The 26,625-nt window shown below is 61.7% G+C and carries 29 protein-coding genes; 5 read left to right on the forward strand and 24 right to left on the reverse strand.

The window, feature by feature from the left end:
- Window positions 1-12 precede the first annotated feature (12 nt).
- Genes CFB89_RS33530 through CFB89_RS33580 form a run of 13 tightly spaced genes read right to left on the reverse strand, consistent with a single transcriptional unit; the run spans window position 13 to window position 8,968 of the window.
- On the reverse strand, window positions 13-660 hold the full coding sequence (locus CFB89_RS33530; RefSeq protein WP_089471785.1) for a type IV secretion system protein: 648 nt from the start codon (window positions 658-660) through the stop codon (window positions 13-15).
- Window positions 657-938 carry a hypothetical protein gene (locus CFB89_RS34695; RefSeq protein WP_144030195.1) on the reverse strand — a complete coding sequence of 94 codons (282 nt, stop codon included), beginning with the start codon at window positions 936-938 and terminating at the stop codon, window positions 657-659. The genes CFB89_RS33530 and CFB89_RS34695 overlap by 4 nt, the downstream gene beginning before the upstream one ends.
- Complete coding sequence (locus CFB89_RS33535) at window positions 935-1,402, reverse strand: hypothetical protein (protein WP_089471786.1); 468 nt, start codon at window positions 1,400-1,402, stop codon at window positions 935-937. The genes CFB89_RS34695 and CFB89_RS33535 overlap by 4 nt, the downstream gene beginning before the upstream one ends.
- Before the next feature lie 2 nt (window positions 1,403-1,404).
- Window positions 1,405-3,810, reverse strand: a complete 2,406-nt coding sequence (locus CFB89_RS33540) for a transporter (protein WP_089471787.1) — start codon at window positions 3,808-3,810, stop codon at window positions 1,405-1,407.
- Window positions 3,801-4,010, reverse strand: a complete 210-nt coding sequence (locus tag CFB89_RS33545; protein ID WP_089471788.1) for a hypothetical protein — start codon at window positions 4,008-4,010, stop codon at window positions 3,801-3,803. The genes CFB89_RS33540 and CFB89_RS33545 overlap by 10 nt, the downstream gene beginning before the upstream one ends.
- Window positions 4,003-4,431, reverse strand: a complete 429-nt coding sequence (locus CFB89_RS33550) for a VirB3 family type IV secretion system protein (RefSeq protein WP_089471789.1) — start codon at window positions 4,429-4,431, stop codon at window positions 4,003-4,005. Before CFB89_RS33550 ends, CFB89_RS33545 begins: the two co-directional genes overlap by 8 nt.
- A 5-nt stretch (window positions 4,432-4,436) precedes the next feature.
- Entirely contained in the window at window positions 4,437-4,826 is a 390-nt protein-coding gene (locus CFB89_RS33555; RefSeq protein ID WP_089471790.1) for a hypothetical protein, read from the reverse strand.
- A gap of 11 nt (window positions 4,827-4,837) precedes the next feature.
- A complete protein-coding gene (locus CFB89_RS33560) occupies window positions 4,838-5,491 on the reverse strand; it encodes a lytic transglycosylase domain-containing protein (RefSeq protein ID WP_089471791.1) in 654 nt (217 codons plus the stop codon).
- Window positions 5,488-5,760 (reverse strand): hypothetical protein, encoded by a 273-nt coding sequence (locus tag CFB89_RS33565; protein ID WP_144030196.1) that lies wholly within the window; start codon window positions 5,758-5,760, stop codon window positions 5,488-5,490. Before CFB89_RS33565 ends, CFB89_RS33560 begins: the two co-directional genes overlap by 4 nt.
- Before the next feature lie 3 nt (window positions 5,761-5,763).
- Entirely contained in the window at window positions 5,764-5,973 is a 210-nt protein-coding gene (locus CFB89_RS34700) for a hypothetical protein (RefSeq protein WP_144030197.1), read from the reverse strand.
- A gap of 20 nt (window positions 5,974-5,993) precedes the next feature.
- The gene (locus tag CFB89_RS33570) at window positions 5,994-8,066 is read right to left on the reverse strand and encodes a DNA topoisomerase (protein ID WP_089471793.1); all 2,073 of its coding nucleotides are present in this window, start codon (window positions 8,064-8,066) and stop codon (window positions 5,994-5,996) included.
- Between the two features lie 2 nt (window positions 8,067-8,068).
- Entirely contained in the window at window positions 8,069-8,287 is a 219-nt protein-coding gene (locus CFB89_RS33575) for a hypothetical protein (RefSeq protein WP_089471794.1), read from the reverse strand.
- A gap of 24 nt (window positions 8,288-8,311) precedes the next feature.
- Complete coding sequence (locus tag CFB89_RS33580; RefSeq protein ID WP_089471795.1) at window positions 8,312-8,968, reverse strand: hypothetical protein; 657 nt, start codon at window positions 8,966-8,968, stop codon at window positions 8,312-8,314.
- Between the two features lie 329 nt (window positions 8,969-9,297).
- Between CFB89_RS33580 and CFB89_RS33585 the strand changes: the two genes are divergently transcribed.
- Window positions 9,298-9,579 carry an Arc family DNA-binding protein gene (locus CFB89_RS33585; protein WP_089471796.1) on the forward strand — a complete coding sequence of 94 codons (282 nt, stop codon included), beginning with the start codon at window positions 9,298-9,300 and terminating at the stop codon, window positions 9,577-9,579.
- Here CFB89_RS33585 and CFB89_RS33590 read toward each other — a convergent pair.
- The 5 genes from CFB89_RS33590 to CFB89_RS33605 form a co-directional block, all read right to left on the reverse strand.
- The gene (locus CFB89_RS33590; protein WP_089471797.1) at window positions 9,576-10,313 is read right to left on the reverse strand and encodes a 5-oxoprolinase subunit PxpA; all 738 of its coding nucleotides are present in this window, start codon (window positions 10,311-10,313) and stop codon (window positions 9,576-9,578) included. The genes CFB89_RS33585 and CFB89_RS33590 overlap by 4 nt on opposite strands.
- Window positions 10,300-10,536 carry a hypothetical protein gene (locus CFB89_RS34705; protein WP_144030198.1) on the reverse strand — a complete coding sequence of 79 codons (237 nt, stop codon included), beginning with the start codon at window positions 10,534-10,536 and terminating at the stop codon, window positions 10,300-10,302. The genes CFB89_RS33590 and CFB89_RS34705 overlap by 14 nt, the downstream gene beginning before the upstream one ends.
- A complete protein-coding gene (gene dctP, locus CFB89_RS33595) occupies window positions 10,533-11,597 on the reverse strand; it encodes a TRAP transporter substrate-binding protein DctP (protein WP_089471798.1) in 1,065 nt (354 codons plus the stop codon). Before dctP ends, CFB89_RS34705 begins: the two co-directional genes overlap by 4 nt.
- 108 nt (window positions 11,598-11,705) lie before the next feature.
- Window positions 11,706-12,734: a hypothetical protein gene (locus CFB89_RS33600; protein ID WP_089471799.1), complete on the reverse strand. Its 1,029-nt coding sequence runs from the start codon at window positions 12,732-12,734 to the stop codon at window positions 11,706-11,708.
- The gene (locus tag CFB89_RS33605; RefSeq protein WP_089471812.1) at window positions 12,724-14,973 is read right to left on the reverse strand and encodes a diguanylate cyclase domain-containing protein; all 2,250 of its coding nucleotides are present in this window, start codon (window positions 14,971-14,973) and stop codon (window positions 12,724-12,726) included. Before CFB89_RS33605 ends, CFB89_RS33600 begins: the two co-directional genes overlap by 11 nt.
- 101 nt (window positions 14,974-15,074) lie before the next feature.
- On the opposite strand from CFB89_RS33605, the gene CFB89_RS33610 reads away from it, so the two are divergent.
- From CFB89_RS33610 to CFB89_RS33625, 4 genes are all read left to right on the forward strand, one after another.
- The gene (locus CFB89_RS33610) at window positions 15,075-15,986 is read left to right on the forward strand and encodes an SOS response-associated peptidase family protein (protein WP_089471813.1); all 912 of its coding nucleotides are present in this window, start codon (window positions 15,075-15,077) and stop codon (window positions 15,984-15,986) included.
- A 72-nt stretch (window positions 15,987-16,058) separates the two neighbouring features.
- On the forward strand, window positions 16,059-16,775 hold the full coding sequence (gene imuA / locus CFB89_RS33615; protein ID WP_089471800.1) for a translesion DNA synthesis-associated protein ImuA: 717 nt from the start codon (window positions 16,059-16,061) through the stop codon (window positions 16,773-16,775).
- A complete protein-coding gene (locus CFB89_RS33620) occupies window positions 16,696-18,174 on the forward strand; it encodes a DNA polymerase Y family protein (RefSeq protein ID WP_179233584.1) in 1,479 nt (492 codons plus the stop codon). Before imuA ends, CFB89_RS33620 begins: the two co-directional genes overlap by 80 nt.
- 5 nt (window positions 18,175-18,179) lie before the next feature.
- Window positions 18,180-21,329: an error-prone DNA polymerase gene (locus tag CFB89_RS33625; RefSeq protein WP_089471801.1), complete on the forward strand. Its 3,150-nt coding sequence runs from the start codon at window positions 18,180-18,182 to the stop codon at window positions 21,327-21,329.
- A gap of 10 nt (window positions 21,330-21,339) precedes the next feature.
- Here CFB89_RS33625 and CFB89_RS34710 read toward each other — a convergent pair whose 3' ends face one another.
- The 6 genes from CFB89_RS34710 to CFB89_RS33655 form a co-directional block, all read right to left on the reverse strand.
- Window positions 21,340-21,891: a hypothetical protein gene (locus CFB89_RS34710; protein WP_144030199.1), complete on the reverse strand. Its 552-nt coding sequence runs from the start codon at window positions 21,889-21,891 to the stop codon at window positions 21,340-21,342.
- 15 nt (window positions 21,892-21,906) lie between these two features.
- Window positions 21,907-22,998 (reverse strand): DUF3396 domain-containing protein, encoded by a 1,092-nt coding sequence (locus CFB89_RS33635; RefSeq protein ID WP_256979848.1) that lies wholly within the window; start codon window positions 22,996-22,998, stop codon window positions 21,907-21,909.
- Window positions 22,998-23,762 carry a VRR-NUC domain-containing protein gene (locus tag CFB89_RS33640; RefSeq protein WP_144030200.1) on the reverse strand — a complete coding sequence of 255 codons (765 nt, stop codon included), beginning with the start codon at window positions 23,760-23,762 and terminating at the stop codon, window positions 22,998-23,000. Before CFB89_RS33640 ends, CFB89_RS33635 begins: the two co-directional genes overlap by 1 nt.
- The gene (locus CFB89_RS33645) at window positions 23,759-24,289 is read right to left on the reverse strand and encodes a PAAR domain-containing protein (RefSeq protein ID WP_089471804.1); all 531 of its coding nucleotides are present in this window, start codon (window positions 24,287-24,289) and stop codon (window positions 23,759-23,761) included. The genes CFB89_RS33640 and CFB89_RS33645 overlap by 4 nt, the downstream gene beginning before the upstream one ends.
- A gap of 104 nt (window positions 24,290-24,393) precedes the next feature.
- Window positions 24,394-24,720, reverse strand: coding sequence for a hypothetical protein (locus CFB89_RS33650; RefSeq protein ID WP_089471805.1), 327 nt, complete (start codon window positions 24,718-24,720; stop codon window positions 24,394-24,396).
- A 126-nt stretch (window positions 24,721-24,846) separates the two neighbouring features.
- The gene (locus CFB89_RS33655) at window positions 24,847-26,073 is read right to left on the reverse strand and encodes a replication initiation protein (protein WP_089471806.1); all 1,227 of its coding nucleotides are present in this window, start codon (window positions 26,071-26,073) and stop codon (window positions 24,847-24,849) included.
- Window positions 26,074-26,625: the final 552 nt, after the last annotated feature.

Here is a 26,625-nt window from a genome sequence, read left to right on the forward strand (position 1 = left end):
CGCGCTCCTGGCTTACTGGTCGATCGGTTCGTCATGCAGGCGACGCTGCATGTCACGATGCGCGGCCTGCTGCGCAAACTCCTTCTCGGCGTCCTGCAGCTTTGCCGCCAGATCGAGACGCATCTTGTCCGCGTTGATCGACGAAATCTCCGCCGACCAGCGGTTCTGCAGATCCGCCTTCGCCGCCGGATCCTGCGTCAAGTTCGATTGCTGCATCAGCTGCTGGATGTTGTTCAGCCGGTCGATCGACGCCTGATACGCGCGCTCCACCATCGCCTTGTTCGCGGCCAGCGTGTTATTCAACCGGGTCTGGCCTGGCGTGTACGCAGTCAATCCCTCCTGGCGCAGGATGCTGTCGGCCGCGCCACTGATGCCATTCAGCTGCCCGTTCTTCACTGCGTCGTAGACCGACTGCCATTCATCGGGCAGATAGTTGCGCAGCGACGGATTGTTGAGGATGTCGCCCAGGCCGCGATTGCCAATCATCGACTGATACTGGCTCGTGATGGTGATGTATTGCTGCTTGAGTTGCTGCACGGTAATGATCGCCTGCGCGAGAGTCGACGCATCGAGCACGGGGATGCCCTGCGCGTGCGCGGCCTGGGTCGAGCAGAATGCGGCGATCGCTGCAGCGCAGATAAATTTTCGGATGGTTTTCATTGTCCTGTTCTCCGGTTATATCGCGGGCGCTCAGTGCGCCGCTGTACCATTACTTGATCGGGCGCCGACGCGGCCTTGCCCGCTGCCGCGTAGGTCGACGGCAGCGCCCCGAGGTTCGCCGGCAGCTGAGCCTGCAACGCTTTCACCTGCTCGATCGCCGCCGCCACTTGCGCTCTTCCACCATCATCGACAACCGGAAGGCCGGTCGCATGCGCGGCCGTGGCAACTCCAAGCGCAGCGGTAAAAATCAGACGCTTGATTGGGAGTTTCATCGTCATGCTCCTTCGTGGGACTGCTGTTGCTGCCGAACCATCTCCAGCACGTCGAGGTCGTGCGGTACGATCGAGCGGCGCTGATGGCGGATCGCGTCGAGATAAGCCAGCGCAACCGGGAAATCGGCGTTGCGGTCCTGAAGATCGGCGGGCGTAACTTCAATCGGCAGATACGGATTGAACGGACGTTCATTGGCCGGGGACTTGTAAGCCCGCCACAGGACCGTTGCTACCAAGCCGCAAAAGACCGGACCCAAGAGGCCAGTCCAGTTTTTCCATGGCCACGCCGAGGCCACCCCGAGCCCAACGAGACTGACTAATCGAATCGCAATCAGGATTCGGCCGTTGCGAACTCTTCGATCCCACACCCGATCGTGTTCAGATGCCCACTGCTGCAGTTGCTCGCTAGTCGCCGGCCCGATCGCCGACACGCGTCGCAGCTCCAGCATCTCCAATTGATCGCGTTTCATCGTCACTCGACCTCCGCCGCCGGCGCGGCCTCGGCCTCGGGCTTGCGGTCCCGCTTGCCCTTGCGACGTGCCTGGAACAGCTGCATGCGCAGATCCGTATCACCATGCGCGTCACGCGTGCATTCTTCCCAGATCGCGACGTTGTCGAGACTGCTGGATAGGACCGCAATCTCGTCGTTCATGCCGGCCAGGTCCAGCGTCGCGAACGCCGACTGGTTGCTCTGCTTGATCAGGAACGTGCGCGATTCCTTCGACAGGGCCTTGAGTGTCCGGAACTCACGATCGGTCAGGTTCAGAAGCTTGTAACCGTCCGGCGTTGCATCCGGGTTCGGCAGGTAGATCTTCGTGGCCGTGAGGTCTCGAATCTCGGCGAACACCGGACACTGAATCGCGTCCTCCGGCGATTGCGAATCCAGGATCAGGAATTCGTCCGCCTTCCGGCCGGTCTTCAACGACTTGCGGATCAGCTCCTGCGTGGTCGGATAGCTGGCCGGCAGCCAGAACTCCGCGATCACCGTCGCAAGCAGGCCGCCCTTGCGCTGCATCTGCTCTTTCAAGTACAGCAGGTGTGCGAGCACCGGCTCCGTGGCGGCATAGCCCTTCTTCAGGAAGTCCGTCACGTCAAAGCCAATTCGACGCACATCGGCGATGTTGGTCAGCGCGCTCGGTTCGTTGTCCAGCGCCCACGCGAATCGACCGTTAGTTGCGTGGCACCACTGGCTCAAACGCAGCCACAGGCTGTTTTCTTCGCCGGTATCCGGGATCGACTCCATCAAGCGGCTGAAGGTCTTGTGTTCGATGTTGTCCAGCGACATGACCGTGTCGACCGCATGCTTGATCTGGCGCTGGTCGTCCGCGCTCAGCTTGCCGTTCTCGTCGCGGCAGCATGCACCGACCAGGTCGTAAAGATGCGCGCGGTTGCGCTTCGTATCGGGCAGGCCGAGCGGCGCAAGACCGGTCGGCTCACCTTCGCGCAGCGTGTAGTAGATGGCGCCCATCTCCTCGAGGAAGATCCGCAGGCCTTGGTCGAGGTCGAGCGCGAAGATCTTCGGGTCGAACCGCTCGAGAAAGGCGAGCAGCATCGTCTCGAGCGTCGTCTTACCGGTGCCGGTCGAGCCGAGAATCAGGGTGTGGCCGGCAACCTTCTCGCCGACGCTGTTCTCGTCGAGGCGCGACGCGTGGCAGTTCAAGCTGAACAAGCTCTTCGCAACCGTCTGCACCGGCATGAGTGCCGAGCCGTCACCGAGCGGATTGCCGCGAGCCTTGCCCGCCGAATACGTATGCATCGAAAACGACGACGCGAGGTTACGGGTCGACTTCGGCATTGGCCGCGGTTTCGTCTTGAATCCGGGAACCTGGCTCATATACGTGTACGGTGCCGAGGCAGTTGCCTTCACGAACTTGAAGCCGCAATCGTTCAGCGCCCGGCTGGTCACATACGCACCGTTGCTGATCGCCGCTTCCGCCGTATCACCATATACGATGAGCGCACCGTGATAGTCGCCAAACGCGAGATCGCGGCCGGCGATCAGCGCGAGTGCTTCCTTCAGCTCGCTGATCTGATGCGTGGCCTTGTCTTCGACGGACTCCAGGTTGTTGATCTGCGCCTGAATCGCGTCCATCGCTTCGGCGGTGCTCAGGCAGCCAAAGCTCTGCGTGAACGTGAACTCGACCGGCAATGTCAGCAACGGATTCGTTTGCCCCCATCCAGCCTTCGGGAAATCCTTCAGGTCGTAGCAGGTCGCAAAGCGAGTCGAGCGGTCCGTGCGGATCTCGACCGTGTCGTAATGAAAATGCAGATGCGACGTCGGAATCAGATCTCGCCCTGTTGCCTGCGTAACCGGCACGCGCTCGTCGATGCCGTTCACCAGCTCGCCGATGAACTGATACGGTTCCGAGAACAGGATTCCGTTGTGCTCGTATGTTTCGAGCGGCTGCGGATCGTAGGCGATCAGCGACTTCGTCAACGACTCGCCCAGTTCCTCGAGCTCACGCACCGACTCGTCCAGGTCGTCGCCCTGCAGGATCGCGCTAATGTAGAAGCTGTTCTCGTAATGATGGTGCTTACGGAAACGCTGTAGGTACTTGTCGACGGCTTGCTGGATGAATGGGTTGTAGAAGCGGTACTCGTCGCCAAACGACACGCGACGCCGGCGGAACGTGCTCCACAGCGACAGGCGATTGCCCTTTTCCAGCGTCATCGCGGCCAGCTGGCGATTCCAACTGTCGTAGCGCGCCTCGATCTCGCCGCGGCTGACCGATTCGAACGGCACGCCGTTCACGCGCAGCACCATCATCGCACCGCCGTTGTCGATGCTCGTCGTGGTCACCGACACCGGGCGACCAATACGCGGCAGCTTATCCTCCGCGCCTGCGACGAGTCGGTTCAGATCGTTCGTTACGCGCATGCTTCGTCTCCTGCTGCCCCGGTATCGGGCTGCCCCTTAACGAGGCCAAACTCCGTCTCGGTCAGGCGCAGCATGTCGTAAAGCGCGGCGCTGGTACTCTTACCCGCGCCGGTGGTGCCTATGACCATCGTGTGGCCCAGCTCGACCGGCCACACACTCACGGCACCGCCGGCGTGCGGGATGGTATGGCGGTTACTCATCGTTATCCTCCTGTACCTGCGTAAGCAGGCTTTGACGCAGCGCCTCGAAGCGCTCCAGATCCTTGCCACGCGCGAACGAGCGTGTGTAGACGCCGACGTCACGGCCATAACGCATCGGCGCAAGCGTGTAGGTTTTGCCGAATACCGACACGCGTCGGCGATCGAACCAGCAGCGGAACTCCAGCCAGAACAGGCGCAGCGCCTGGTCGTCCGTTTCGCAGACGAACCGGAAGAACATGAAGATCGGCACGCCGGCCGAGCCGATCAACAGGCCGCCTGGACCGAGCACGAAGCCGCCGATCATGCTGGCGATCAGCGAGGTGCACCCGATGATCAGCGCCGGAAACATCGGGACGCCCCCGATCATCGCGACACGGTTCAGGCCCGCATAGGACGGATACAGCGTGCGTTCATCTTCCATGGCGATCAGCCGAACAGACCAAAAGCCCAGCCAGCCAGCACGAGAGCGGAGCCGACACCCGCCACCTTCGCGATGCCGCCGCCGAAATCGTGAATCCAGTCCGCTTTGTTGCTCCAGCACTGCACACCTTGCCAAACCAGGTAGGCGCCAGCACCGATACCAGCAAGGCTATAAAACCAGGTTGTGAAGGTACTGACGGCTTGCGTGCCGGCATTCAGGCCGCCTCCGGCGTATGCAGCGTGCGCGGCTACCGACATGACAACGCCGGCCGCAACGCGGCGGGCGGCACTCACGCGTTGCGGTGCAGCTCCGTCGACCAGCGCCGGCACTACGACACTCGGACGCAGCGTTGCCGCGACTCGATTCAGTGTGGCTTTAGGGAAACTCATCTTCATCGGATGCTCCGTTAAAAATCGCCCAGGGCGTCCCAGGCGGGGTGATGGTCTGTCTCGCGGCCACGATCGGCCCCGGTTGTAGATGAATCGTCGGCCCGTCGCAGGCGCGCCGGCCGCGCTGCGCCACGCGAAGCTGGGGCCACACCGTCCGGTACGACTGCGATCGGTGGCACGACCGTCCCACTGGCGCCGACGCTCGTTGCGTTCGCGGCCACGCGCTGCACGTAACTCGTGCCGCCAAAATCCCGTTTGAAGCCGCGCGTGAAGTTGCCGCTGTAGTAGCAGCTGAGCGCCGCGCGCACTGCGTCTTGCGGCACGCGGCCACCGGCCATTGCACGCGTGTAGCAGCCGGCGAGGATGGCGCCGCCTGCGCGCAAATTCGCGCATGGGTCGAACACGGTTTCGGACGTGAGCCCGTAGAAGCGAAGGTTTGCGCGGTTGACTTGCGCGAGTCCCATGCTGTAATTCCAGCCAGCCGCCTCGAGCGCACGCGCGGTTGCCACCGCCTCATCGCGCGAACGCGGCTGACGCGCGAGACGGCCCCCAACCACGCCGATCGCATACGGATTGAAACCAGATTCCGTCTTGACGACCGCCTGCAGGGTGGTCGGATGCACGGACGGCGCACACTGTTGCGCCAGCATCGCGAAGTCGACGGGCATCATGCGCGCTCCTTTTCCGGTGCCGTGCACAGCCGTGCAATCCCTTCGTCCACCGCGATCAACACGAGAAATGGAATCGCGATGGCGCCAGCGAGCGTCACCATAAGAAGCATCCCGGTGATTCCAAGGGCCATGAGCAGCGAGACTTGCACGTCCGGCACTAACTGCGGCAAGGCATACACCAATGCGCCCCAGCCGAGTTCGAGAAGCAAGGTCAACGTGATCCATATGGCGCTGCCGACCCGATGAATGCACTTTGTATTCGTGCCCATATCTCACCACTCCGCGTCATCGCGCGGCCAACCGCGCTTCCACATCAAGAATGCGATCGCAAACCAACCGCACGCCACCAGGCCAGCGCCGACCAGGTCGTTGATCGAGCGCCGTTCGATCAGCCAGTACACGACGCCAAACATCGCCGTCACGACGATGAAGATCAGCAGCGCTCGCACGCTTGCTCGAATCAATCCGAAAATCCTGTTCATTGCATGCCCTCTCTCTGTTGTTAGATCCAGCCGCCCATCGCGAAACCGCCTCGCGGTTTCTTGCGCTTCGGCGCGAGGTTCGGTGTGCCGTTCGCATCGGGATATGACGCCTTGCATGGCTGCTCGGCCTTGTAGTTCGAGCACCCCCAAAAGGGGCCGTCATTTCCGTTGATCCGACGCAAGTGGCCGGTCTTGCACACCGGGCACGGCTTCGCGCCCGGCAGTTGCATGGGCGCCTCCGCGATCACTCCGACAATCCGCGTAACCATCTTTTCGCTGCGCTGCATGAACGCGTCGAACGTCATTTCGCCGGCGGCCACTGCGTCGAGCGCGATCTTGAACATGCCGGCTACCGTCGGATCCTTGACCGGCTCCGGCAATGCGGCGAGCAGCGCGCGGGCGGTCGGGCTGGTCATGAAGCGAGTCTTTGAACCCTTCACAGGCACCAGGAAGCCGCGTTCGCGATGCTCTGCGATGATTTCGGCGCGTGTCGCGCTCGTACCGATCCCCTTGCCCGCTTTGAGGCGCGCCTTGGCGGCCGGATCGTCCGTGTATTTGTGCAGGTCGATCATGGCGTCGATCAACGCGGCCTCATCAAACCGCGCGGGCGGCCGCGTTTCTTTCGCCTGCAGGTCAACGTCGATCACCAGCAGCTGGTCACCCACCGCCAGCTCCGGCAACATCTGCACGTCGTCGCCCGGTTCAGGCTCGGACGGCTTCAGCACCGCAAGCCAACCGCTGGAAACGGGCGTGCGACCGCCCGCGATCAGGCGATTGCCGGCGGATTCAACTTCGATCGACGTCTGCATAAACGTCGCGGCCGGATAGAACTGCACGAGGTAGTAGCGGACGATCAGGTCATAGACCTGGTGCTGGAGCGGCGTCAGCGTGCTCAGGTCCGCTCGGCGGGCCGTCGGCACGATGCCGTGGTGTGGGTTGCCCTCCATCTTCTTGTCATCGAATGCGCGCGAGCGCAGCGTCGGATCCGCGCGATCGACGAGCGGGGCGAGATCCGTGCGGTTCGCGGCGAGCGCAGCCAGCACGTCGGGCGCCTCGCCGTGCTGCGCTTCGGCCAGGTAGCGGTTCTCGGTACGCGGATAGGTCGTAAGCTTGTAGCGGTCGTAAAGCTCCTGGGCGGCCTCCAGCACTTCGGCCGCCGTGCAACCGAAGCGACGGCACGCCTCGACCGTCAGCTCGTTCAGCGACAGCGGGAGCGGCGCCAAATCGCGCGCCGGCTTGCGCTCGAATGCGCTCACCGACGCCGGGGCATTTGTCAGGCTTTGCGCGAGCGCGGCGGCGACGTCGGAATCGACTAGCCGTCGGTCCGCGTCCAGGCCTCGTTGATCGTCAGCGGCCCGCCACTTCGCGATAAAGGCTCCCTTCGCGTGCTGCAGCTGCGCAGACAACAGGAAGTACGACGTCGCCGTGAAGCGTTCGATCTTGTCGTCGCGCTCGAACACGATCTGCAGCACGGGGGTTTGCACACTGCCGACACTCAGCAACGCATCGAAGCCAAGCGATTGCGCGCGACAGGTTGCGGCTCGCGTGAAGTTCAAACCGAACAGCCAGTCGTATCGGCTACGCGCAAGCGCCCAGCGATACCAAGCACGGAATTCCGGCTCGTCGTTGTCGCGCAGATTCGCGAGCGCATTGCGGATCTCGTTCGGGTTGTTGTTGTTCACCAGCAGCCGCTTGACCGGCAACGTGTTGCCCAAGTATTCCAGTACCTCGTCGACCAACAGCTGGCCCTCGGCATCCGGGTCGCCCAGATGCACAACCTCGTCCACGTTGGTCAGCAGCTGGCGGATGGCTTCCAGAATCGGCGCATGCTCCTCTTGCGGCTCCAGAACCCACGTCGAAGGGATAACTGGCAGATCGCTCGCGCGCCAGATTTTTTTCCCATTCCTGTTGAGCGGGACATCGTCAGGAAGATAGAAATCGGGCATCGCCTGGGCCAAGATGTGACCCTTCAGCGGCACGAAGAAGTCGTCGCCAACCTTGTAGGCCGCACCATTGCGCAACGGGCGGTCGTCGAGCACTGCCATCACGTCCTTCGCAAGAGACGGCTTCTCGGCGATGTAGAGGCGCGCCATGCTTATCGCTTCTCCGATCCGGTCACACACGCGCGCACATAGCCCCGATGCGGCAGGTCATTCTTCGGTTGATCGAAAAAGCGACGCATGCTCAGCGAATCCTGCGTATGAAACGCATTTGGGTGCGCCAGACGCAGGACTTCGGTCAGCGCATCGACGGCATCCGCGCCTTCGAACGACGCATTTAGGAGTGCTTGTTGTTCTGCGGTGGTCAGTGACATGGCTTGGTCCTCCAGGAGGATCAGTCAGTGAAGGTTGCCGAGCCCGAACCAGGGCGACGGCGAGCCGTTGTTCCCAATGCCGCTACGGTTGTTCTCTTGGTCGTCGATCCAGCGCTTCGCGCTTTCGGCGGGATCGTAGAAGGGGGTGGTCGAGCCGCCGCCGAAGTATTCGGTGCGCGAACTGGATTTCGTGCCGAGGCCGCCGACGATGTTCCACCAGACACGCGTAAAGACCTGACCGTTGAGCTTGACCTGTATAACGCTGTGGGCGCGGCAAGCTGGCCCGTAGAGGTTGCTGTAGTACATCAGGTCATACGGGCAGAATGAGCCGCTCGCACCACTGTTGCCCCCGGTGATCGTGGTCGACTTCACCAGTTGAATAACATCGTCCGGAATGGCGCGACGAAACTCCTCGGGCAGAGCGTCCCAGCTTTCCATCAGGTTGCAGGTCGGGAACGGGTGGCCATGGCTGAGTTCGTCCCAGAGCTTTTCGATGGGAGGCACACATTCGCCCTCGTGCTCGGGGCCGCGGGGGTCAGAGAGACACAGCATTACCTGACAGCCCCAGCCGTCAGCGTGCGCCGGCGCGGCGGGCGCGAGCAGTGCGGCCGCAACAGCGAACGCGTGCAGGTTTACCTTGGTCGCGCGACGGGACCAATGCGCTACAATGGACGTAGCCATTCCTGTTTTCCTCACAGTTACTGCGTAATGGTCAGGTTGATGTCAGTGCGCCAACACCGACATCAACCGCTTCAAGCACTCCCTCCGTTCTCGGAGTCGTTCGCCGTCTCTGTTTTCGCCAAATCGGCGGCCATCAACTTTTTCAGTTCGCTCACGAGTTGCGCATTCTTGGATCGCCCCTCGACCTTAGCCCGTGACTTGAGCCATCGGTCGACCTCTACCGGCAATCGACATTGCGACCGCACTACATCCTCCATGAAATTAGTCACTCCGAGTGATGTTTTGCGTCACTATACGATGGTGTCTGCGTAGTGTCAAATACTCCACCTATGGATGACACTTACCGCTCCCAATTCCGACTCCCGTGGTCCGTCTACCTTCAGCTCAAAGAGGCGGCCCAGGAAAGCGGCCGCTCTTTGAATGGTGAGCTAGTTGCTCAACTTAGCGCCTCTCTGGCCCGTAAATCGGGCGAGCCCGCGAAGCCAGCCCCGCTAAGCACGGAGCAACTGGCGAAGGTGCTACAGCAAATCTCGTTGCCAAATCTTTTGACCGTCAATGAGCTTGAAACTGTTGCGAAGCGTCTCCAGAAACTTCTGGATAGTGACAGCTAGTTGACTTGCCTGGGAGGCGCGCCGCGCAGTGCCGCGTGCACTGTCTGCGCAAAAATGATCGCGTGCTCGCCATCACCATGCAGGCATAAGGTCTGAGGCGATAGCCTGATTCGATTCCCATCACGCGCTCGCACCGTACCCGTTTCTATCAAATCACTCACTCGGCGAGTCACTTCGTTGACGTCATGGATGACTGCGCCGGGTTCGGCCCTCGGCAGCAAGCGTCCATCGGCCGCATAGCCACGATCCGCGAAGGCCTCGTCACAGGCGTGCATGCCGAGCTCGCGGGCGAGGCGAACAAGCTGGCCACCCGCCAACCCATAAATCACAAGCGACGGATCCAGGTCGCGCACGGAGCAAACGATTGCTCGGCAGACCGCGACGCTCTTTTCCGCGTCGTTGTATAGCGCCCCGTGGGGCTTTACGTGTGCCACACGTCCCCCGAACGCTCGCACAATTCCATCCAGTGCACCGATCTGATACTGCACGCCCGCGTAAATCTCTTCGTATGTCAGTTCCATCGATCGGCGGCCGAAGTGCTCTCGATCCGGGTAGCCCGGATGCGCACCCACCGCGATTCCGCGCTTCAGGGCCGCTTTTACGACGGTCCTCATCGTCAACGGATCGCCCGCATGCCAACCGCACGCAATGTTCACTGACGTCGCGTAGTCGAGCAATGCAAGGTCATTGCCGCTCCCCTCTCCAAGGTCGATGTTCAAATCAATCTTGCGCATTGGACTGCCCCTCTTGATCAAATCGACTGCAGTGCTTATGAATACGCAATGCACCATCACCGATGTACACGTTGTCGTACTCGCATCGAGAACCGCCGTTTTCGACGGTGAGCGTGGTCATCGAAGACGAATTTGAAGCTCCACCCGTCCCAACAATGACGGCGAGGACATAACCTACAGCGACCACGATCAGGGTGATCGCACTCTTTCTCGCTGAATTCATCGGGTTACCTCTGTATCAGCAACAGCCGCACAAGCTCGGCATGCCCGCGGTTTGCACGCCCGGAACTGCGTCAACATCTGCGCCGTTTCATAGTCGCTCAACAACGAGTTGCGACTATCGTCCTTAGCGGCGCGAGAAATCGCATCGAGAAGTTCTCGGGGCGCGGGATCACGAACGGTTACACCGCTAGCGGCCATGCCTTGGTAGTTCTGGCGCACACGCTCAGGCAACCGCTCCCATGCGTGTTTTTCAGTCTGCAGGCCGGCAGCGAAGATTACGGCGCGTTGGTGCTGCGGTAGTCCGTCGAGAAAGTGCCTATTGGCAACGAGAAACGAAACCGGATACGCGTAACCGAGAGCGGTGAAATTTGGCAAAACTTCGGCATATGCTCGACCGGCAGCACCATCACCGGACGACATTACCGCATCAACTCCGCCGGCTTTTATTTGGTCGAGTGCTTCCTGAATCGGCAGAAAAACCACGTCGGCGCCAAGCATTTGCATCACCCGCCGAGACGATTCATCGTATGTGCGGATCCTCATGCCAACCAAGTCCGACGGCGAACCGATTGCTGTTCGCGACCAGATTCCAGTCGGTGGCCACGGTATCACCGCAAGGAGGACAAGATCTCGGTGTGCGAGGGCAGCCCGGTAGGCCGGTTTAGCCGCTCGCGACATCTCGCGCGCCTCGGCAATGGAATTCACCTCATATGGCCGAATCGACAACGCCAAGATTGCGTCGCGGGAAGCCAAGTCGCCGGCGAAAAGCACACCGAATGGTTGTCGGCTGATGCGATCCTGAACCCCAGCAACCCCATGTTTATCGGTGAAATGGGGAACGGCACGGGCAGCGTCCTTGCCCGCCTCGTTCAGCAGGCGCGCGAAATCCTCGGCCGCCTGCCCTGAAACGGTGTCAGCTGGGTAAGCCGTCGCAATAGACCACTCGGGCCTTGGCGCCCCCTGCGCAACGTCGATCGGACTCGCCATCGGCGTAACGACCGCTAACAGCAGGCCCGCCAACCCCTGGGCCGTCACTATCCAGGCTCTCTTTCCTTTCGGCATTCCGCCGCTCCGTATTCGCTCGAAACCTCACGGAACGAAGCGTAACGGACGGTAAGAGGTAATGGCTATATCACTGTTTTTCATGATTTTAGCCGCCTTTATGTCTTATCAATCAACTTGATCGATCAGACCAGCGTCGGACGCCATGCGAGCACAGGCGCGAATATCGTCGCGACCCATCTTGATTTTGATCGACTTGTAAAGTCGGTATATCTGTCGCTGGGTCAGTGCAAGATCTGCGGCAGCATGTGTGGCGTCCCCCCCTCGCCGAATCCACTGCAGGACGATTCGCTCGGCGTCACTTAACTGATACCGCGACGCTGCCACCCGCCGAAACCTGATCGCGGGCCAGTCCAGCATTTCTTCGGCGAGGCCCCGCAGTTCTCGCTGGCCTTGCCAAATCGTATCTTCACCAGCTGGCCGCGCCTCGCTTGAGCTGACGTGCAAGAGGCCAAATACCTTCCCCTCATCCGAACCGCGATTTGCCGGGAGAAACACGTTGCTTCGCAACCCATATAGGGCGGCCTCGCGCGCGAACCACGGCCCGTTCGAGCTACCGAAGGATTCGAAGCCACGCGCGGGCATAACGTTGCTTCGCGCATATTCCAACACGGGATCCGTAACCACACGGCGCTCGTAGACCTGCAGCCAACTAGGCGGACAAGCTGCCAGAATGACGTGGGTGTCGATCACTGCGCCGCCGACCGGGGAATTTGTCGACATCGACAACCAGTGGAACAGCGCGTGAGTGCCGCCACGTGTTGCACAGACCGTACGCATCAGAGTCAGTACATCCAGCTCGCTGTTGCAATCGGCGATGCTCGCAATAGCGCGGACGCTCGCCTTGCGATGGGTGCGTCGCTCCACAGAGTCCACGATTGATCGGTAGTGCGGAGCCAGCACCTCATTGTATGGATCGTTTTCCAGAAACTCGGTCAATTGGGCACGATCGGATCCGTCGAATAGCAGCACGACGACGGTTCCATCGCGTCTCGTATGGATTCGCTGCAGCAACACTCCGCGTTCATGGCCATCGACCAATCTCAGCGCAATCGAGCCATCCCGCACTGTTATTTCGGGACCGGAACCAACATGTTCGCTGGTATCGCTGAACAACTGATGAAGCTCACGATTCATGACCCCGTGGCTCCACCAAGTTGTTCGGAACTTCGACGAACTCTTCTCCGGAGAAGAGACCCCCATATACCACTACATTTGGAAAGCCCTTAAGCCGGGATAGCTGTTCCAGGCTACTCACTCCGGCCACTTGAATTTTCAGCCCGAGTTCAGCACACGTTGTCAAAATGCCACTAAGCATCGACTCCGCAACTTTATCCTCCGCCGCTGCGGCCAGCAGCTGTCCTCCAACCTCGACACCAGCAAGCGGCAACAAACGGACGATGGAGATTGACCAATCATCGCCCGTTATATTCGCCGCATAGATCTCTACGCCCCGCTCGCGAAGCTGCTTCAGCGTCTGGATTGCGCGCGGGTGCCCAATGAGATCGCCGGGTTGAGAAATGCCAAGGCGCAGGCGATGGCTATCGAACGCGTGCGTCGCCTCGATGTACGCAAGAAGCTGATCCAGGTCGCCCTGAAGGACAACAGCCGCAGGGATCGCCGTATACGTCGGGATTTGAATGTTCGCGTCGCGAGTACATACTTCGTTTAGCTGATAGGTTCCCAATCGGAACAGGAGATCATGCCTATCAGCAAGCTCGTGCAGCTGCACCTCCTCACGCACATCGTCAACTGATCTCGGCCACGTCAACGACGCGCGCAGCGCAATCAACCGACGGAATTCCGCCTCGACAATCGGTTCATATCGAATCACCAGTGCCCGGCGCTCCATTGCCTGCAACAGCTCCCGAAAATCGTCATCGTCGAGATCTAGCCGATGCGCCATCGCGTCTGTATAGATGCGCACCTCGCTCTCGCCGGAGTTCGCGGCTGCGCTCTTTGCCTCGGCCATTGCACGGTTTGCGTTCCGCCATAAGTCTGCCCCGGCTGTCGGCGACAACTCGAGCGACGCTATGCCAATGGAAACCTTCATCAAATAGGTGTGGCCGCGCAAACCGAACGCCATCGAAAAGGCTTCGACGATAAGCCGGGCCGTCCCGAACGCCTTCGACAATGCATCGTGATCTTGAATCAGCAAGCTGAACTCGTCACCACCAACGCGCGCTACCCGTATGCTGTCAGCAGCAACACCTCGCAGTCGATCGGCAACAAGCCTCAGCAACGCATCGCCGGCATCCTGACCAAGCAAGTCATTCACCCGCCCGAAATCTCGCAAATCTAGAGTGACCAAGGCGATTGAATTGGCCGCGACCGGGACGTGCGCGCAGTGCGCATCAATCGCGTCCCGAAAACTACGTCGATTTTCCAACTCGGTCAGAGGATCCGTTTCCGCTGCCTTGCGCATCTCCTCCTCGGCGTGGATCAGTTTGCTTGCATGGCGCACCGCCAAGAGCGTTGCTACCGAGACGATCATCAAGAGAAGTGCCAGACAGGCCACGTATGCGCCCAGATGCCCGCGAAATGGCAGCATTGCTTCGTCCTTCGACAATGCCACAGCTGCGATCACCGGATATCCGTCGACATGGGCGTAGGCAAAGATTCTCGTTGACCGATCGACTGGATCGGTCAGTTCACCAGATCGGACATCTGAATTGTCGAGGTACGTAGAGAAACCTGGGCCTGTAGCCGTGGCAGGCGCGCCAGGTTGCGACCGCGCAAGCAAAGTACCATTGCCGAGGAACGCGACCAACGCCCCATGTTCGCCAACGTTTGCGCGACTAAGAAAGCCTTGGGACAGGTATTCCGGGTGCTCGGATGTCACAACTACGCCCGCAAAGCCGCCGTCGGTCTTGACCAAACGTCGGCTGAATTGGATTGTCACGTCACCAGAGACTCGCCCCTTTACTGGCGCCCCGATATACAAGGCCGCATCAGAATTATTCTTGTGGAATACAAAATGCGGGCGATCGCTAACATAGATCGGCTTGCTTAGAGCGTGAGGCCAGGTTTGCAGCACCTTGCCGTCTGCCCCGACAAGAGTGATCTGTGCGGCGGAGTCCGGAGTAATGGCAGCCCCATCAATGAGCGATCGCAGATCGAATGCCGCAGGTGCCCGATCATACTCATATCGAATCACCCCAGTAAGCGCGTCGGCATTCGCCAGCACTTTCTCCAGGTGCACGGCATACGATTTGGCAACGATCTCAGCAGATCGTCGCGCAGCAGCGTACGTACTCCGCCATTCATTAAATGCAGCGGCAACTACTGCGATGCAAAGCACGACGCATAACAACGAGCCTATGCTCAAAATTCGACGACGAATCAAGGCCTGACGTCGTTCAATAGCGTTCGCCACTTTATCCTCCGACAATTTCTAGCCGCCACTATAACTGACCGGCGACGGCGATGGACTCAATGCGCTACTCTTGCGAAAACGGGAAATTGATGGGGTCGATGATGTGCTATTCCGCCAAGATCCAAGCCAACTACCGAGAGTACGTGCGCCTCTACGGCGCCGACATGGACATCGAGACGTTCAGGCGCATCTTCTTCGCGCGCGCATCCGGGGTCGACATCAAGATCCCGAAAGCGGTCGACGCCGCGTTCGCCGGCGTGGATGATGAAATCTCGGCCGCGATCGCCGCGTATCGAAGCCAGCGAACACGCGAGCTGGAGACCGATCTGTTCGAGCAGCGGACGCGGTTGGCGGTCGCTGAGAAGAAGCTGACCGAGAAGATCACGAAGAAGGCCAGCGAGGACGTCCGAATCGCCAGAAACAAAATCGATGCGGCAACGCGCGGGCTCGACGATCTCCGCCGGCAGGACCTGCAGGAGCGTGATTCGCGAATCTTCCCCGGCTGGTATGCACCCGTGCTGATCGAGGTCGACGGCAAGCGCATGGTCGTGCCGATGCGGTATCGATGCCGTATACCGGGCTGGACCGAAGCGGACGAGAAGCAAAAGGCCGGGAGCTATAACGCGCGCACCGATTCGCTCAGCACTGCCTGGCGCAAGGTTTTCGGCTTCACGCATGGCCTCGTGCTCGTCGACGCTTTTTTCGAAAACGTGAAGCGCGACGGCCAGAATGTCGTGCTTCGCTTCGACCCGACGCCCCCGCAACACATGCAAGTCGCCTGCCTGTGGACCCGCACCGAGATCCCTGGCGCCGACGATTTGTGGTCGTTCGCGGCGATTACCGACGACCCACCGCCGGAAGTGGCGGCAGCGGGCCACGACCGATGTATCGTCCCCATTAAATCCTCGAACGTTGACGCGTGGCTCGCACCGGATCCAAGCCGGCGCGCGCAGCTGCGCGAGATCCTGGCCGACCGCGAGCGGCCCTACTACGGGCACCAGCTCGCAGCGTAAACGCGGGGGTTGGTGGGGCGTTATCTCTGTCATATACTGTATAAACATACAGTATTTTGCGTAACCGACCCCATGCACCCCGCCCTCGCCCATCCTGAAGTCATCCACCCGGCCCTTTGGCGCGCCAGTCAGCTGGCGCGCTCGAGCGTGCGCGGCGTCGACACGGGCCATCCGGAACTGACGGCCGAACTGCCCGGCGGCGGCTGGCCGGCCGGCGCGCTGATCGAGCTGCTCGCGCCGCAGCCGGGCATCGGCGAGCTTCGGCTGCTGGCGCCGGTGCTCGCGCGCGCGGCCGGCAAGCCGATCATGCTGATCCAGCCTCCACATTCCCTGCAACCGCTGGCGCTCGCGTATTGGGGTATCGATCCGTCCGGGTTCGTGACGCTGCCGGCGCCGCGAACGGCCGACGCGCTGTGGGCCGCCGAACAGGCGCTGCGTGCCGGCACGTGCGCTGCCGTGCTGCTCTGGCAGCCGCACGTCCGTGCGGACGCATTGCGGCGGCTCAATCTGGCCGCGCAAAGCGGGCAGGCGCTTTTCTATCTCTTCCGGCCGGCGGCCGCCGCGCGCGACGCGTCGCCGGCACCCTTGCGGCTCGCGCTCGCGCCGAAGCGTGACGGCATCGAAGTCACGTTCGTGAAGCGCCGCGGGCCGGCACGCGATACGCCGCTGTTCGTTCCCTTGTCCCCCTCGCCGATTTTGTTGAACCGCCATGCAAGTCTGGATCGGCGTGCATCTGCCGCACCTCAACCTCGAAGTGTTCCGGCCACGGTCGCCGGCGCCATCGCCTGACGATGCGCGCGGGCTCGTCGTGCTCGAGGGCGGTCGAGTCGTGGCGCTCGATCGCGCCGCGCGTGCGCTCGGCGTGGTCGCCGGCATGCGGCGCGGTGGCGTGCTGTCGCTCGCGCCGGACGCGCAGATCCGCGAGCGCGACGCCGCGCGCGAGCGCGAGCTCGTGCTTGGGGTTGCCTATGCGCTCCTGCAGTTCACACCGAGCGTCGTCGACGCCGAGGAAGCCGTGGTGGTGCTTGACGTGACCGCGAGCTTGCGCCTGTTCCACGGCATCCGCGCGCTGCGCCAGCGCGTGCGCGACGTCGTCGCGTCGTTCGGCGTCACCGCGGCGATATCCGTCGCATCGTCGGGTCCGGCCGCGTGGATGGTCGCCCGCGGCCTGCGCGGCGGCCTCGCGCTGTCCGCGCGATCGCTGCGCCGCGCGCTCGCCCGCGTGCCGCTCGTCGTGGCGCCGGACGCCCGGCGCTACGCGAACTGGTTTGAGGATCTCGGCTGCGAAACGCTGGCCGATCTGCAGCGCTTGCCGCGCGCCGGGCTGAAGAAGCGCTGCGGCACGCAGCTGCTCGACTGGCTCGACCAGGTCGCCGGCACCGCGCCGGCCACCTACGAGTGGCTCGAAATGCCGCCGTCGTTCGACACGCGCGTTGAACTGATGGATCGCGTCGAGCACGCCGAGGCGCTGCTGTTCGTCGCGCGCCGGCTGATCCTGCAGCTGACCGGCTGGCTCACCGCGAAGCAACTGGACGTCGCCGCGTTCGCGCTGCTACTCGAGCACGAGCGCGGGCGGGACTCGATCACCCCGACCGAGATCGAAATTGCGTTGGGCGCGCCTACCCGCTTCGAGGAACACCTCACGCGGCTCGTCAAGGAACGGCTCGGCCACGTCGAGCTCGCCGGGCCCGTGATTGCGGTGCGCCTGGTCGCCCGTCGCGTGCAGGAAGCGGCCGCGCCGAGCGACTCGCTGTTCCCGGAACCCGGCGGCATGCCGCAGGATCACGCGCGGCTGCTCGAACTGCTGACTGCGCGGCTCGGCGCCGAGAACGTGCTCGTCCCCGCTCCCATGGCCGACTACCGTCCGGAGCCGGCCGCCCGATGGGTGCCGATGCGCGACGCGCCGAAGCCGGCGCCTCTGCCGGCGGATCTGCCGCGCCCGGCCTGGCTGCTTGCCAAGCCTGTACCACTGCTCACGCGCCAGCATCGGCCGTTCTATGGCACGCCGCTGCGCATGGTGTCGCCCGGCGAGCGCATCGAAGGCGGCTGGCAGGACGGGCAGACCGTGACGCGCGACTATTTCGTCGCCGAGGATAGCCACGGCGTGTGCTACTGGATCTACAAGGAGCGGCCGACGGCCAGTGACGAAAGCGAATCCCGCTTTTTCCTTCACGGCCTCTTCGGCTGATCGTCATGGACGCCGGCAGTTTCGGCGCCCTGCCCGCGTACGCGGAACTTCAGGTCGCCTCCGATTTTTCATTCCTGCACGGCGCGTCGCGCGCCGAGGAATACGTCGCGCGCGCGGCGCAGCTCGGCTACAGCGCGATCGCGATCACAGACGAGTGCTCGCTCGCTGGCGTCGTGCGCGCGCACGTCGAAGCGAAGGCGGCGAACATGCCGCTGATCATCGGCTCGCACTTCCAGCTGACGGCCGCCGATGGCTCGCCAGCGCTCGCCTTCACCGCGCTCGCGATGAATCGCGACGGTTACGGCAACCTCTGCGAGTTCATTTCGCTCGGTCGCATGCGCGGCAAGAAAGGCACGTACCGGCTGGCACCACTCGATCTCGAACATCCGGAAGCGCCGTACACCCACCTGCGCGGCCTGCCCGACAGCATCGCGATCCTGTCGCCCGACTTCCCGGCCAACGAGCAGCGCCTCGACGCGCAGGTCGAATGGTTCGCGCGCGTGTTCGGCGATCGCGCATGGGTCGCGCTGACGCTGCACGCACGCGCGATGGACGACATCCACCGCGGCGTGGTCGAGCGCGTCGCCGCGCGCCACGGCGTGCCGGTGGTGGCCACCAGCTGGCCGCTCATGCACGTGCGATCGCGCAAACCGCTGCAGGACGTGCTGACGGGGATCCGGGTCGGCCGACCGGTAACGGAATGCGGGTACGAGCTCGCGCCGAACGCGGAGCGTCACCTGCGATCGCGCCTGCGGCTCGCCAACCTCTATCCCGCCGGCGCGCTCGAGGAAACCGTACGTGTCGCGCGTCGCTGCACGTTTTCACTCGATGACCTGAAATACGAGTATCCCGATGAAGTGGTACCGAACGGCCACGACCCAATGTCGTACCTGCGCGAGCAGACCTACATCGGCGCGCGGAGGCGCTTTCCCGCCGGCATCCAGGTCAATGTTCAGGCGCAGATCGAACACGAACTGCAGCTGATCGCCGACCTGAAGTACGAGGCGTATTTCCTGACCGTCTACGACATAGTGCAGTTCGCGCGCGAGCAAGGCATCTTGTGCCAGGGACGCGGCTCGGCTGCGAACTCGGCAGTCTGCTATTGCCTCGGCGTGACCGAGGTCGATCCATCGCGGCAATCGATGCTGTTCGAACGGTTTATCTCCAAGGAGCGCAACGAGCCGCCGGATATCGACGTCGATTTCGAACATCAGCGCCGCGAAGAGGTCATGCAGTACATCTACCGCAAGTACGGTCGCGATCGCGCCGCGCTGGCGGCCGCCGTCACGACATACCGGCCCCGCAGCGCGTTGCGGGAAGCCGGCAAGGCGCTCGGCGTGGATCCCGCGATCGTCGACCGGGTCGCGAAGCAACAGCACTGGTTCGACTCTCGCGCAGATCTGCTGCAGCGGTTTGCCGAGGCCGGCCTCGATCCCGAAGCGCCGCTGAACCAGCAGTGGGCCGGATTTGCCGCGCAGCTGCTCGGCTACCCAAGGCACCTGTCGCAGCACTCGGGCGGCTTCGTGATCAGCCGCGGCAAGCTCACACGCCTCGTACCGGTCGAGAACGCAGCGATGGACGATCGCTCGATCATCCAGTGGGACAAGGACGACGTCGAGGCTCTCGGCATTATGAAGGTCGATTGCTTAGCCCTCGGAATGTTGTCAATGGTGCGCAAGGCGCTCGAGATGATTTCCGAAAAACGAGGCGAGACTTTCGAACTGCAGGACATCCCGGCCGAGGACAAGGCGACCTACGACATGCTCTGCGAAGGGGATAGCATGGGCGTGTTTCAGGTGGAATCGCGCGCGCAGATGTCGATGCTGCCGCGCCTGCGGCCACAGTGCTTCTACGACCTAGTGATCGAAGTCGCGATCGTGCGGCCGGGCCCGGTGCAAGGCGGCATGGTGCATCCGTTTCTCCGCCGGCGCCAAGGGCTGGAGCCCGTCACGTTTCCGTCGGAAGGCATGGAGAAGGCACTGGCGCGCACGCTCGGCGTGCCGATCTTCCAGGAGCAGGTGATGCAGGTCGCGATGCTGGCGGCCGGCTTCTCTGCCGGCGAAGCCGACCAGCTGCGCCGCGCGATGGCGGCATGGAAGCGCAAAGGGGGACTGGAGCCGTACCACGAGCGCCTGGTGAGCGGCATGCTCGAGCGCGGCTACGATCGGGAGTTCGCTGAATCGATCTTCGCGCAGATCAAGGGCTTCGGCGAATACGGCTTCCCGGAGAGCCACGCGGCCAGCTTCGCGCTGCTCGTCTACTCGAGCGCATGGTTGCGTCGACACGAACCTGCTGTGTTCCTGGCCGCTCTGCTCAACAGCCAGCCGATGGGCTTCTACACACCGTCACAGCTACTGCAAGACGCGCGACGCCGCGGCGTTGAAGTGATGCCCGTCGACGTCAACGTGAGTACATGGGATTCAACGATCGAAGGCCCGACGACGTCGGCGCCCGTGCGCCTCGGCTTCTCGCTGTTGCGCGGCATGCGCGAGGACGTCGCCGGTCGCATCGAGCTCGCACGCGCAGCGCGACCATTCGTCGACGTCGCGGACCTCGCGCGCCGCGCGCAGCTGGATCGCCACGACCTGCAGGTGCTCGCGCGCGCAAACGCACTTCGATCGTTCGCCGGCGGCACCCGACGCGCGGCGCTTTGGCTCGCGGCCGCTGCCGTGCCTGATCGCGACCTGCTGCGCGGCACCGAACGCGACGACGCGGTGCCGGCGTTGCCTCAAGCGTCGGAGGGCCACGAGATCGTGACGGACTATCGCGCGATGGGCTTCACGCTCGGCCGGCATCCACTGGCGCTGCTGCGCGATCGCCTCGCGCTCGATCGCCTGCAGTCGGCCGAGCAGCTCGCAACGCTGCGTAGCGGCCAGCTCGCGCGCGCGTGCGGAGTGGTCACGGTACGGCAGCGGCCGGCCACGGCGAACGGCGTGCTGTTCATGACGCTCGAGGACGAGACCGGCCAGATCAACGTGATCCTCTGGCCAGGTCTGTTGGAGAAATTTCGGAAGGAAGCGCTCGGCGCCGCGTTGCTCGCGGTCTACGGCGTGTGGCAGGCCGAAGGTAAGGTACGGCATCTGATCGCGAGCAAGCTCGTCGACAGAACCGAGTTGCTCGGTGCACTGCCGACGACGTCTCGGGAGTTTTGCTGATCGGATGCGTTCAACGGACTTCACCGCGTACGGCCGCGACCGTGTTGACGTACTGTTTCGCGAACTCGACGATATCCAAAATCGCTTTCCATCCCCGCTCCGGAAGATGGCTGCCGTATAGATACATCGTCGGCGTGAGGTAAGGTCGGCCGCGTTCGTTTTCTTCCATGTCGAAATGCCAGTGATCCGCATGGATGATCTTGTTGCAGGCCTCACGTAATTCCAGACCCTCCGCTTGTTCTGGCCGCCTTACATTTGCTAGCAGCGTGCCACAATGCCCTGCTGCGAGCTCAAAGATTCGATTGTGCGCGTCGTCGACCGCGCGGGCGGTTACCGCAAGGCTGAACAGGATCCGCGAGATCTCGTCCTCCTCGCATTCCTGCAGCCTGAAAAGCGGATCCCGAAGTTCAGCGTTATGTCCGCGGGCCGCTTCGATTCGATTCGCGAATTCTTTACTCGCGAGAAAGATCGCCAATAGTCGATGCAAGTCGATATGCGTTGCCTGAATGTTGGGCAAATGTGCTCCCCGGTCAACGCCTTGCGGAGGAATGTATTCCGCCATCGCAATTCCTTTCGCTTAGAGTCGATCGGGCAGAACGGATGCGACTGTTAGCCTGGGCATTTTCAACAACTTCGCCTTGTAGTCGAACACGTCGCGCTCGTCGATATCGAATCGGCGCAACCAATCATCGCTCTCGGCAGTCGTATCGAAGTAGGGCGCGGCGGCTCCCATCAAGCCGCGCTGCAGGCGCCACACCGTGGTCGCTCGAACAGCCTTCAATGCATTGTTCAGCACCACGTAGTTCGCAGGCGCGACCGGCGGCCCCTTCCCTGCCTCATCGGCTGCGCCACCGGGCTCGGGTTCGGGGCCGGCCTGAATCACGACCCCACCGTTCATGTCGTACAGCGCGAACCAGTCCGGCGGCAGTTCGCTTCGTAGCGCGGCGATCCCGCCCACCTGCTCCAACAGCGACTTGTTCAGGCACGTGAGCCAAGACACCGTTTTCAATTTCGATCGCAGGTGCGTCGCGTTGAGCAGCGGATTACCGACGTCGAGCGCCAGGTAGCGCCGGGCCAACCAGTATTCCGTGGGTGTGTTGGCCTCTGCTTCCGTCAGGCTCAGATTCACCGCGAATCCGGCATAGCCGTTGTAGGCGTTCAGCCGCTTCGCGAAGTCGACGAACAGCTGCTGGAATGCGCCAGGATGGGCGACCAGAAATGGCACGGGCACCGAGAAGGTCAGTGCGCTGGCGCCCCCTTCGGCCATCGCTTCCTCGTACTCCAGGATCCCGAACACGCGGAACTCCCACAGCCCTGCATCCTCAGCCTTTTCGCCGGAGGACAGGTAGGCCGTAACGCCCGCGTCGCCGCGCGCGCGGAACACCTTCGGGTCAACCTGCCCATCCTTCAGCTGCGACGGCTTCCGGCCATCCTGTGTGAGCCAGCGCAGGCGCGGTCCCGCGTAGGCCGCATACGCCGCGAAGCAGTTTGCAATCTCGCCCTGCACGGCTACCTGATACGCGTTCGGAAAGAACAGCGCCGCGCGCACAACCATCGCTGCGCCGACGTAGTCGTGACGCTGCTTAGGCAAGAGCATGCCCCCTTTCAACAAGGCGTCAGTTTGGGCATTCTTCGCCCACTCGATCAGTGCTGTTTCGTCCATGGTCATCAGAATAGCGGAATTGGGCTCGGCGATGGGGAGGGCGCAGCGCCGTCGGGCGGCCGTGGGCCGAAGACACTGCGCGAACGTTTCGTCGCGCCCTCCAGCTCGTCAAACGGGCTCCAGGGCGCCGCTTTCGATCCGCCATCCGTCGCGTCCCGAGGCGCCGGCCCGAGGACCGGAAACTCGTTGGTCTTCTCCTGCTTCTTCCCGTCGTCGTCTGGGCAACCGCAATCCTCTGGCGTCAACAGCACTGAGGATGCGTTGGGCCCCGCGATATCTTCGTCTTGCTTTTGATGCCGAGTTGAATATGAGTCGCCCTTGAACTTCATTTCGACCACGGCATCCAGATTGTCCTGCGTCGGCTCCTTCGCAGGATCCTTGACGATCACAACATCAGGGATCCGTACATTGCCAGCACCGCGTTGGTACTCTCCCTCCCAGTTGTCTTTGATCCACTGCGGCAGCCAACCGTACGTCTTGTTCGGGGTGCGCGGGCTCATGATCGGCGTCGGTGGCCGCACCGTCATGAGGTATTTGACTTCCGCCTTGTAGATGCTGCTCGTGAAGTTTGTGTCTTCCGATTTCAGCTTCGTTGCGACGCATATCTGTCGAAGGTCTTTGCCATCGACCGACTGCGGCGGATTGTTCTTGCATGAACACATCAGACTGCAAAGCTTCGCCTGGTCTTTAGGTCGCAGCTTCGAATTCAGGTAGACCCGACTGGTTTCGCCGTCGCCGGGAGCCGTTCCTCCGATTGACCACTTGCTCACGCTTCGGCACTCCCGTCGCCGTGAAACGTAATCGACGCGGGCTCGGCAGACTCGTGCCACTGCGTGAAGCCTTGGGCGTCGGTCTGACCAGAGATCGTGGAACCGTCCGGCGTCTGGAACGAGTACGGGTGGTTGGGAACGGGGCTTCCCGTTTCGCTATTCAGGACCTGGAACCGACCACGGTACCGATCGGTCGAGCTCGGATCCTGCTGTGGTACGACGCTCTTTCCGCCCCCAATGCCGCCAGCGGCGCCGGAAACCTGCTCGACATGCGCGGACCCTTGCGAGGCGATCAGCGAGGCACCGCACGCTGTCTTGTCCCCTTCGGTAGCCACCGGGCGCCCGCCGAAGGTCATGCTTCTCACCTTCACGTCGACGATGGGATAAACGCCGCCGCATTTCGGACATGCCACCATGTCGCCTAGCAGCGCGACGGGTTTGCCGAACATCATGTTCGTTGATGTGCAGGCGAGTACGCGCCCGCCATGCGACGTCGTATCGCCTTCGCGAATAAATGCGTAGGTCATAGCCAGCCCTCGGTTTTTTATGTCGCATGAATTTAGCACTGTTTCATGGCGACACACCGCGTCTAGATGCCCGGCCGACTGTCAAAATTTGTTAGGAAAGTCGCTCAGAAAAGACTCATCTGCCGAGGGTCGCGCTCCGGCACCTTCACTGGCAACACAGCGTTCGAGGCTCTGCGCATGCGAGCAATAAGCGGTACTCCTACCCCGTCAATTGTGAGCCCGAAGCCATACGCTTCGATGTCGCCCCGCTTCAGTTTGGGAATGGGCTCCCACATCGGTTTCCAACCGAGCCTCGCCGTCCGTGCGAGCAACTGGCGCTTCGTTAAGCCCGGCACGCAGTTCGCGACGAACTGCGCGAGCGGTTTTGGAACCCACTCTGGAGGAAAACTCGGTGGGAGTGCGAATGAAACCAAAACCAACGTCGTAGTCATTCCTGTCTCCAGGAGAAGGGCGTCGAAGTAAGGTTAGCAGACCACCATCGAGAAATTACGACTGCCAGGCCAGTGGCATTACAAAGAGGGGGCGTCAAACCACGGGTTGCGCAGCGCGCCGGACATTTAAGCGAGTGTTTCGCCGATCCTACCCGCAAGCCATGCAGTGAACGCCGTTTTCTCGAGAACGTTCTTAAACGCCCCTTCTGCCTCGATATACGATCCGACCGCTCCCCCTGACGCTGCATATTGGCGCACGAACTCACTCCGCTCGTCCGCCGACAGGCCACGAATCGCGGTTGCGATCAGCTTCGACCTGGCATCTGCCGCGGCCTCTGCTTCATCGATCACTGCCTTCTGCGCCCGCCGCGCGGACTCCTCAATCACCTCGACTGTCTCAATGTCTCCCCCGCCTTCGAATACCGTGCGCGCGTATCCGCCGGCATTCTTTTTAATCTTCTTGTTCCGAATCTGCTGCTCTACATATTGTGCCGTCTTCGTTGCCCGATCTGGATCATGCTGGATCCAGTCGACAGCAAGTCGGCCCGAGATACCAAGCTTCACGAGCCGACGATAGGTCTCAGAATCGCGGATCGCGGCCTGCTCCTCACTATCACTCTCGTCGTACATCGACCGCTGCGGATTGTCCTCCACCAAGAAACGGATCTTGGCTACACGACGGTTCTGGCGTTCGTACTCCGGAGTGATCAATATATTCGATACCGTGTTTACTTCCTTCACCGCCTTCTTGATCACTTCCGAATTGAAGTGTTTGAACTCGTCATATGTTGACGCTTCGGCGCCGAGAAGCTTTCGCCAGATGTCGACCGATATCCAACCAGTCGACCCCGTGCGTTTGAATCGCAAGCAGTTTTCATACAAAGCGAGCGCATACGCCCCACTGAACTGCTTTTGAACGTTGATGTTGATGAGCAGGTAGATTTCTGGGTTCGCGAGCTTGTTCGCGAGTGCGCTGCTGTACTCGTATGTGACGATCCCGTTCCGGATGTTCGCCGAGCTCAGAAGGGTTGTGACTCCCCACTCCTCGTCCCCAGCCGCATGCAAGATATCGAACTCAATCGGAGTGGTCGAGATCTTCTTGAGCGCTTCCTTGAGTGCGCTCGTGTTCTTACTATCGAACCCCAACATCTCGCTCATGATCCCAACGGGAATCTCATGAACCGATTTCTTCAACAGATTGTCGTAGGCGTTCAGCAGTAGGACATTCGACAACTTCCGCCCAAGCAACCCGAGATCGCCACCGACATGCACCGTACCAACGTGCTTGCGAAGTTCGCTCGACGGCACACTGGCAATCAATGAGCTACCGGATTTTTGTTTTCCTACCGCCATACTGTCCTCATAGGTTGAGGAGCATTCTAGGGCGCAAAAGTCATGTTCGCAAGCTCTTGCGGATGACCTTTAAATTCTCCCCACAAAGCACGACCCTTCCAGTGCCCCACAAACCATGACTTTTGCTCGGTCATGACGCCAGCCCCATAAACCATGACCTATCGTGCAAAGAGATGGCGTCCCCATATGTCCCGACCTTTGCTTGAGCCGGAAGCTATGGGAAGCCCCTTGTTCGCCCCACAAACCATGACCTTTCGCGCCTTCCCCATAAACCATGACTTGCCGTGTCCCTGCCCCACAAACCATGACCTGTCATGACTTTCTGGCTGCAGGGGCCAGCTCTCCGGCCGCTGCCCCCACAAACCATGACCTTTGGCTCTGATTTCTATGCACCGCACACCAAACACTGCATGAATAGCGAGCAGCAGCCGGACAGAACGGGGCCGCCCACGCTCCCCATAAACCACGACCTCTCGGGCGACAACATTTGCTGCAAGAGCAAGCCCCATAAACCATGACCTGAAGCGACCAAGGCCGACGCATAGGCGCCCC

Origin of the sequence: Burkholderia sp. AU16741, assembly GCF_002223345.1 — a bacterium.
Lineage (GTDB): Bacteria > Pseudomonadota > Gammaproteobacteria > Burkholderiales > Burkholderiaceae > Burkholderia > Burkholderia sola.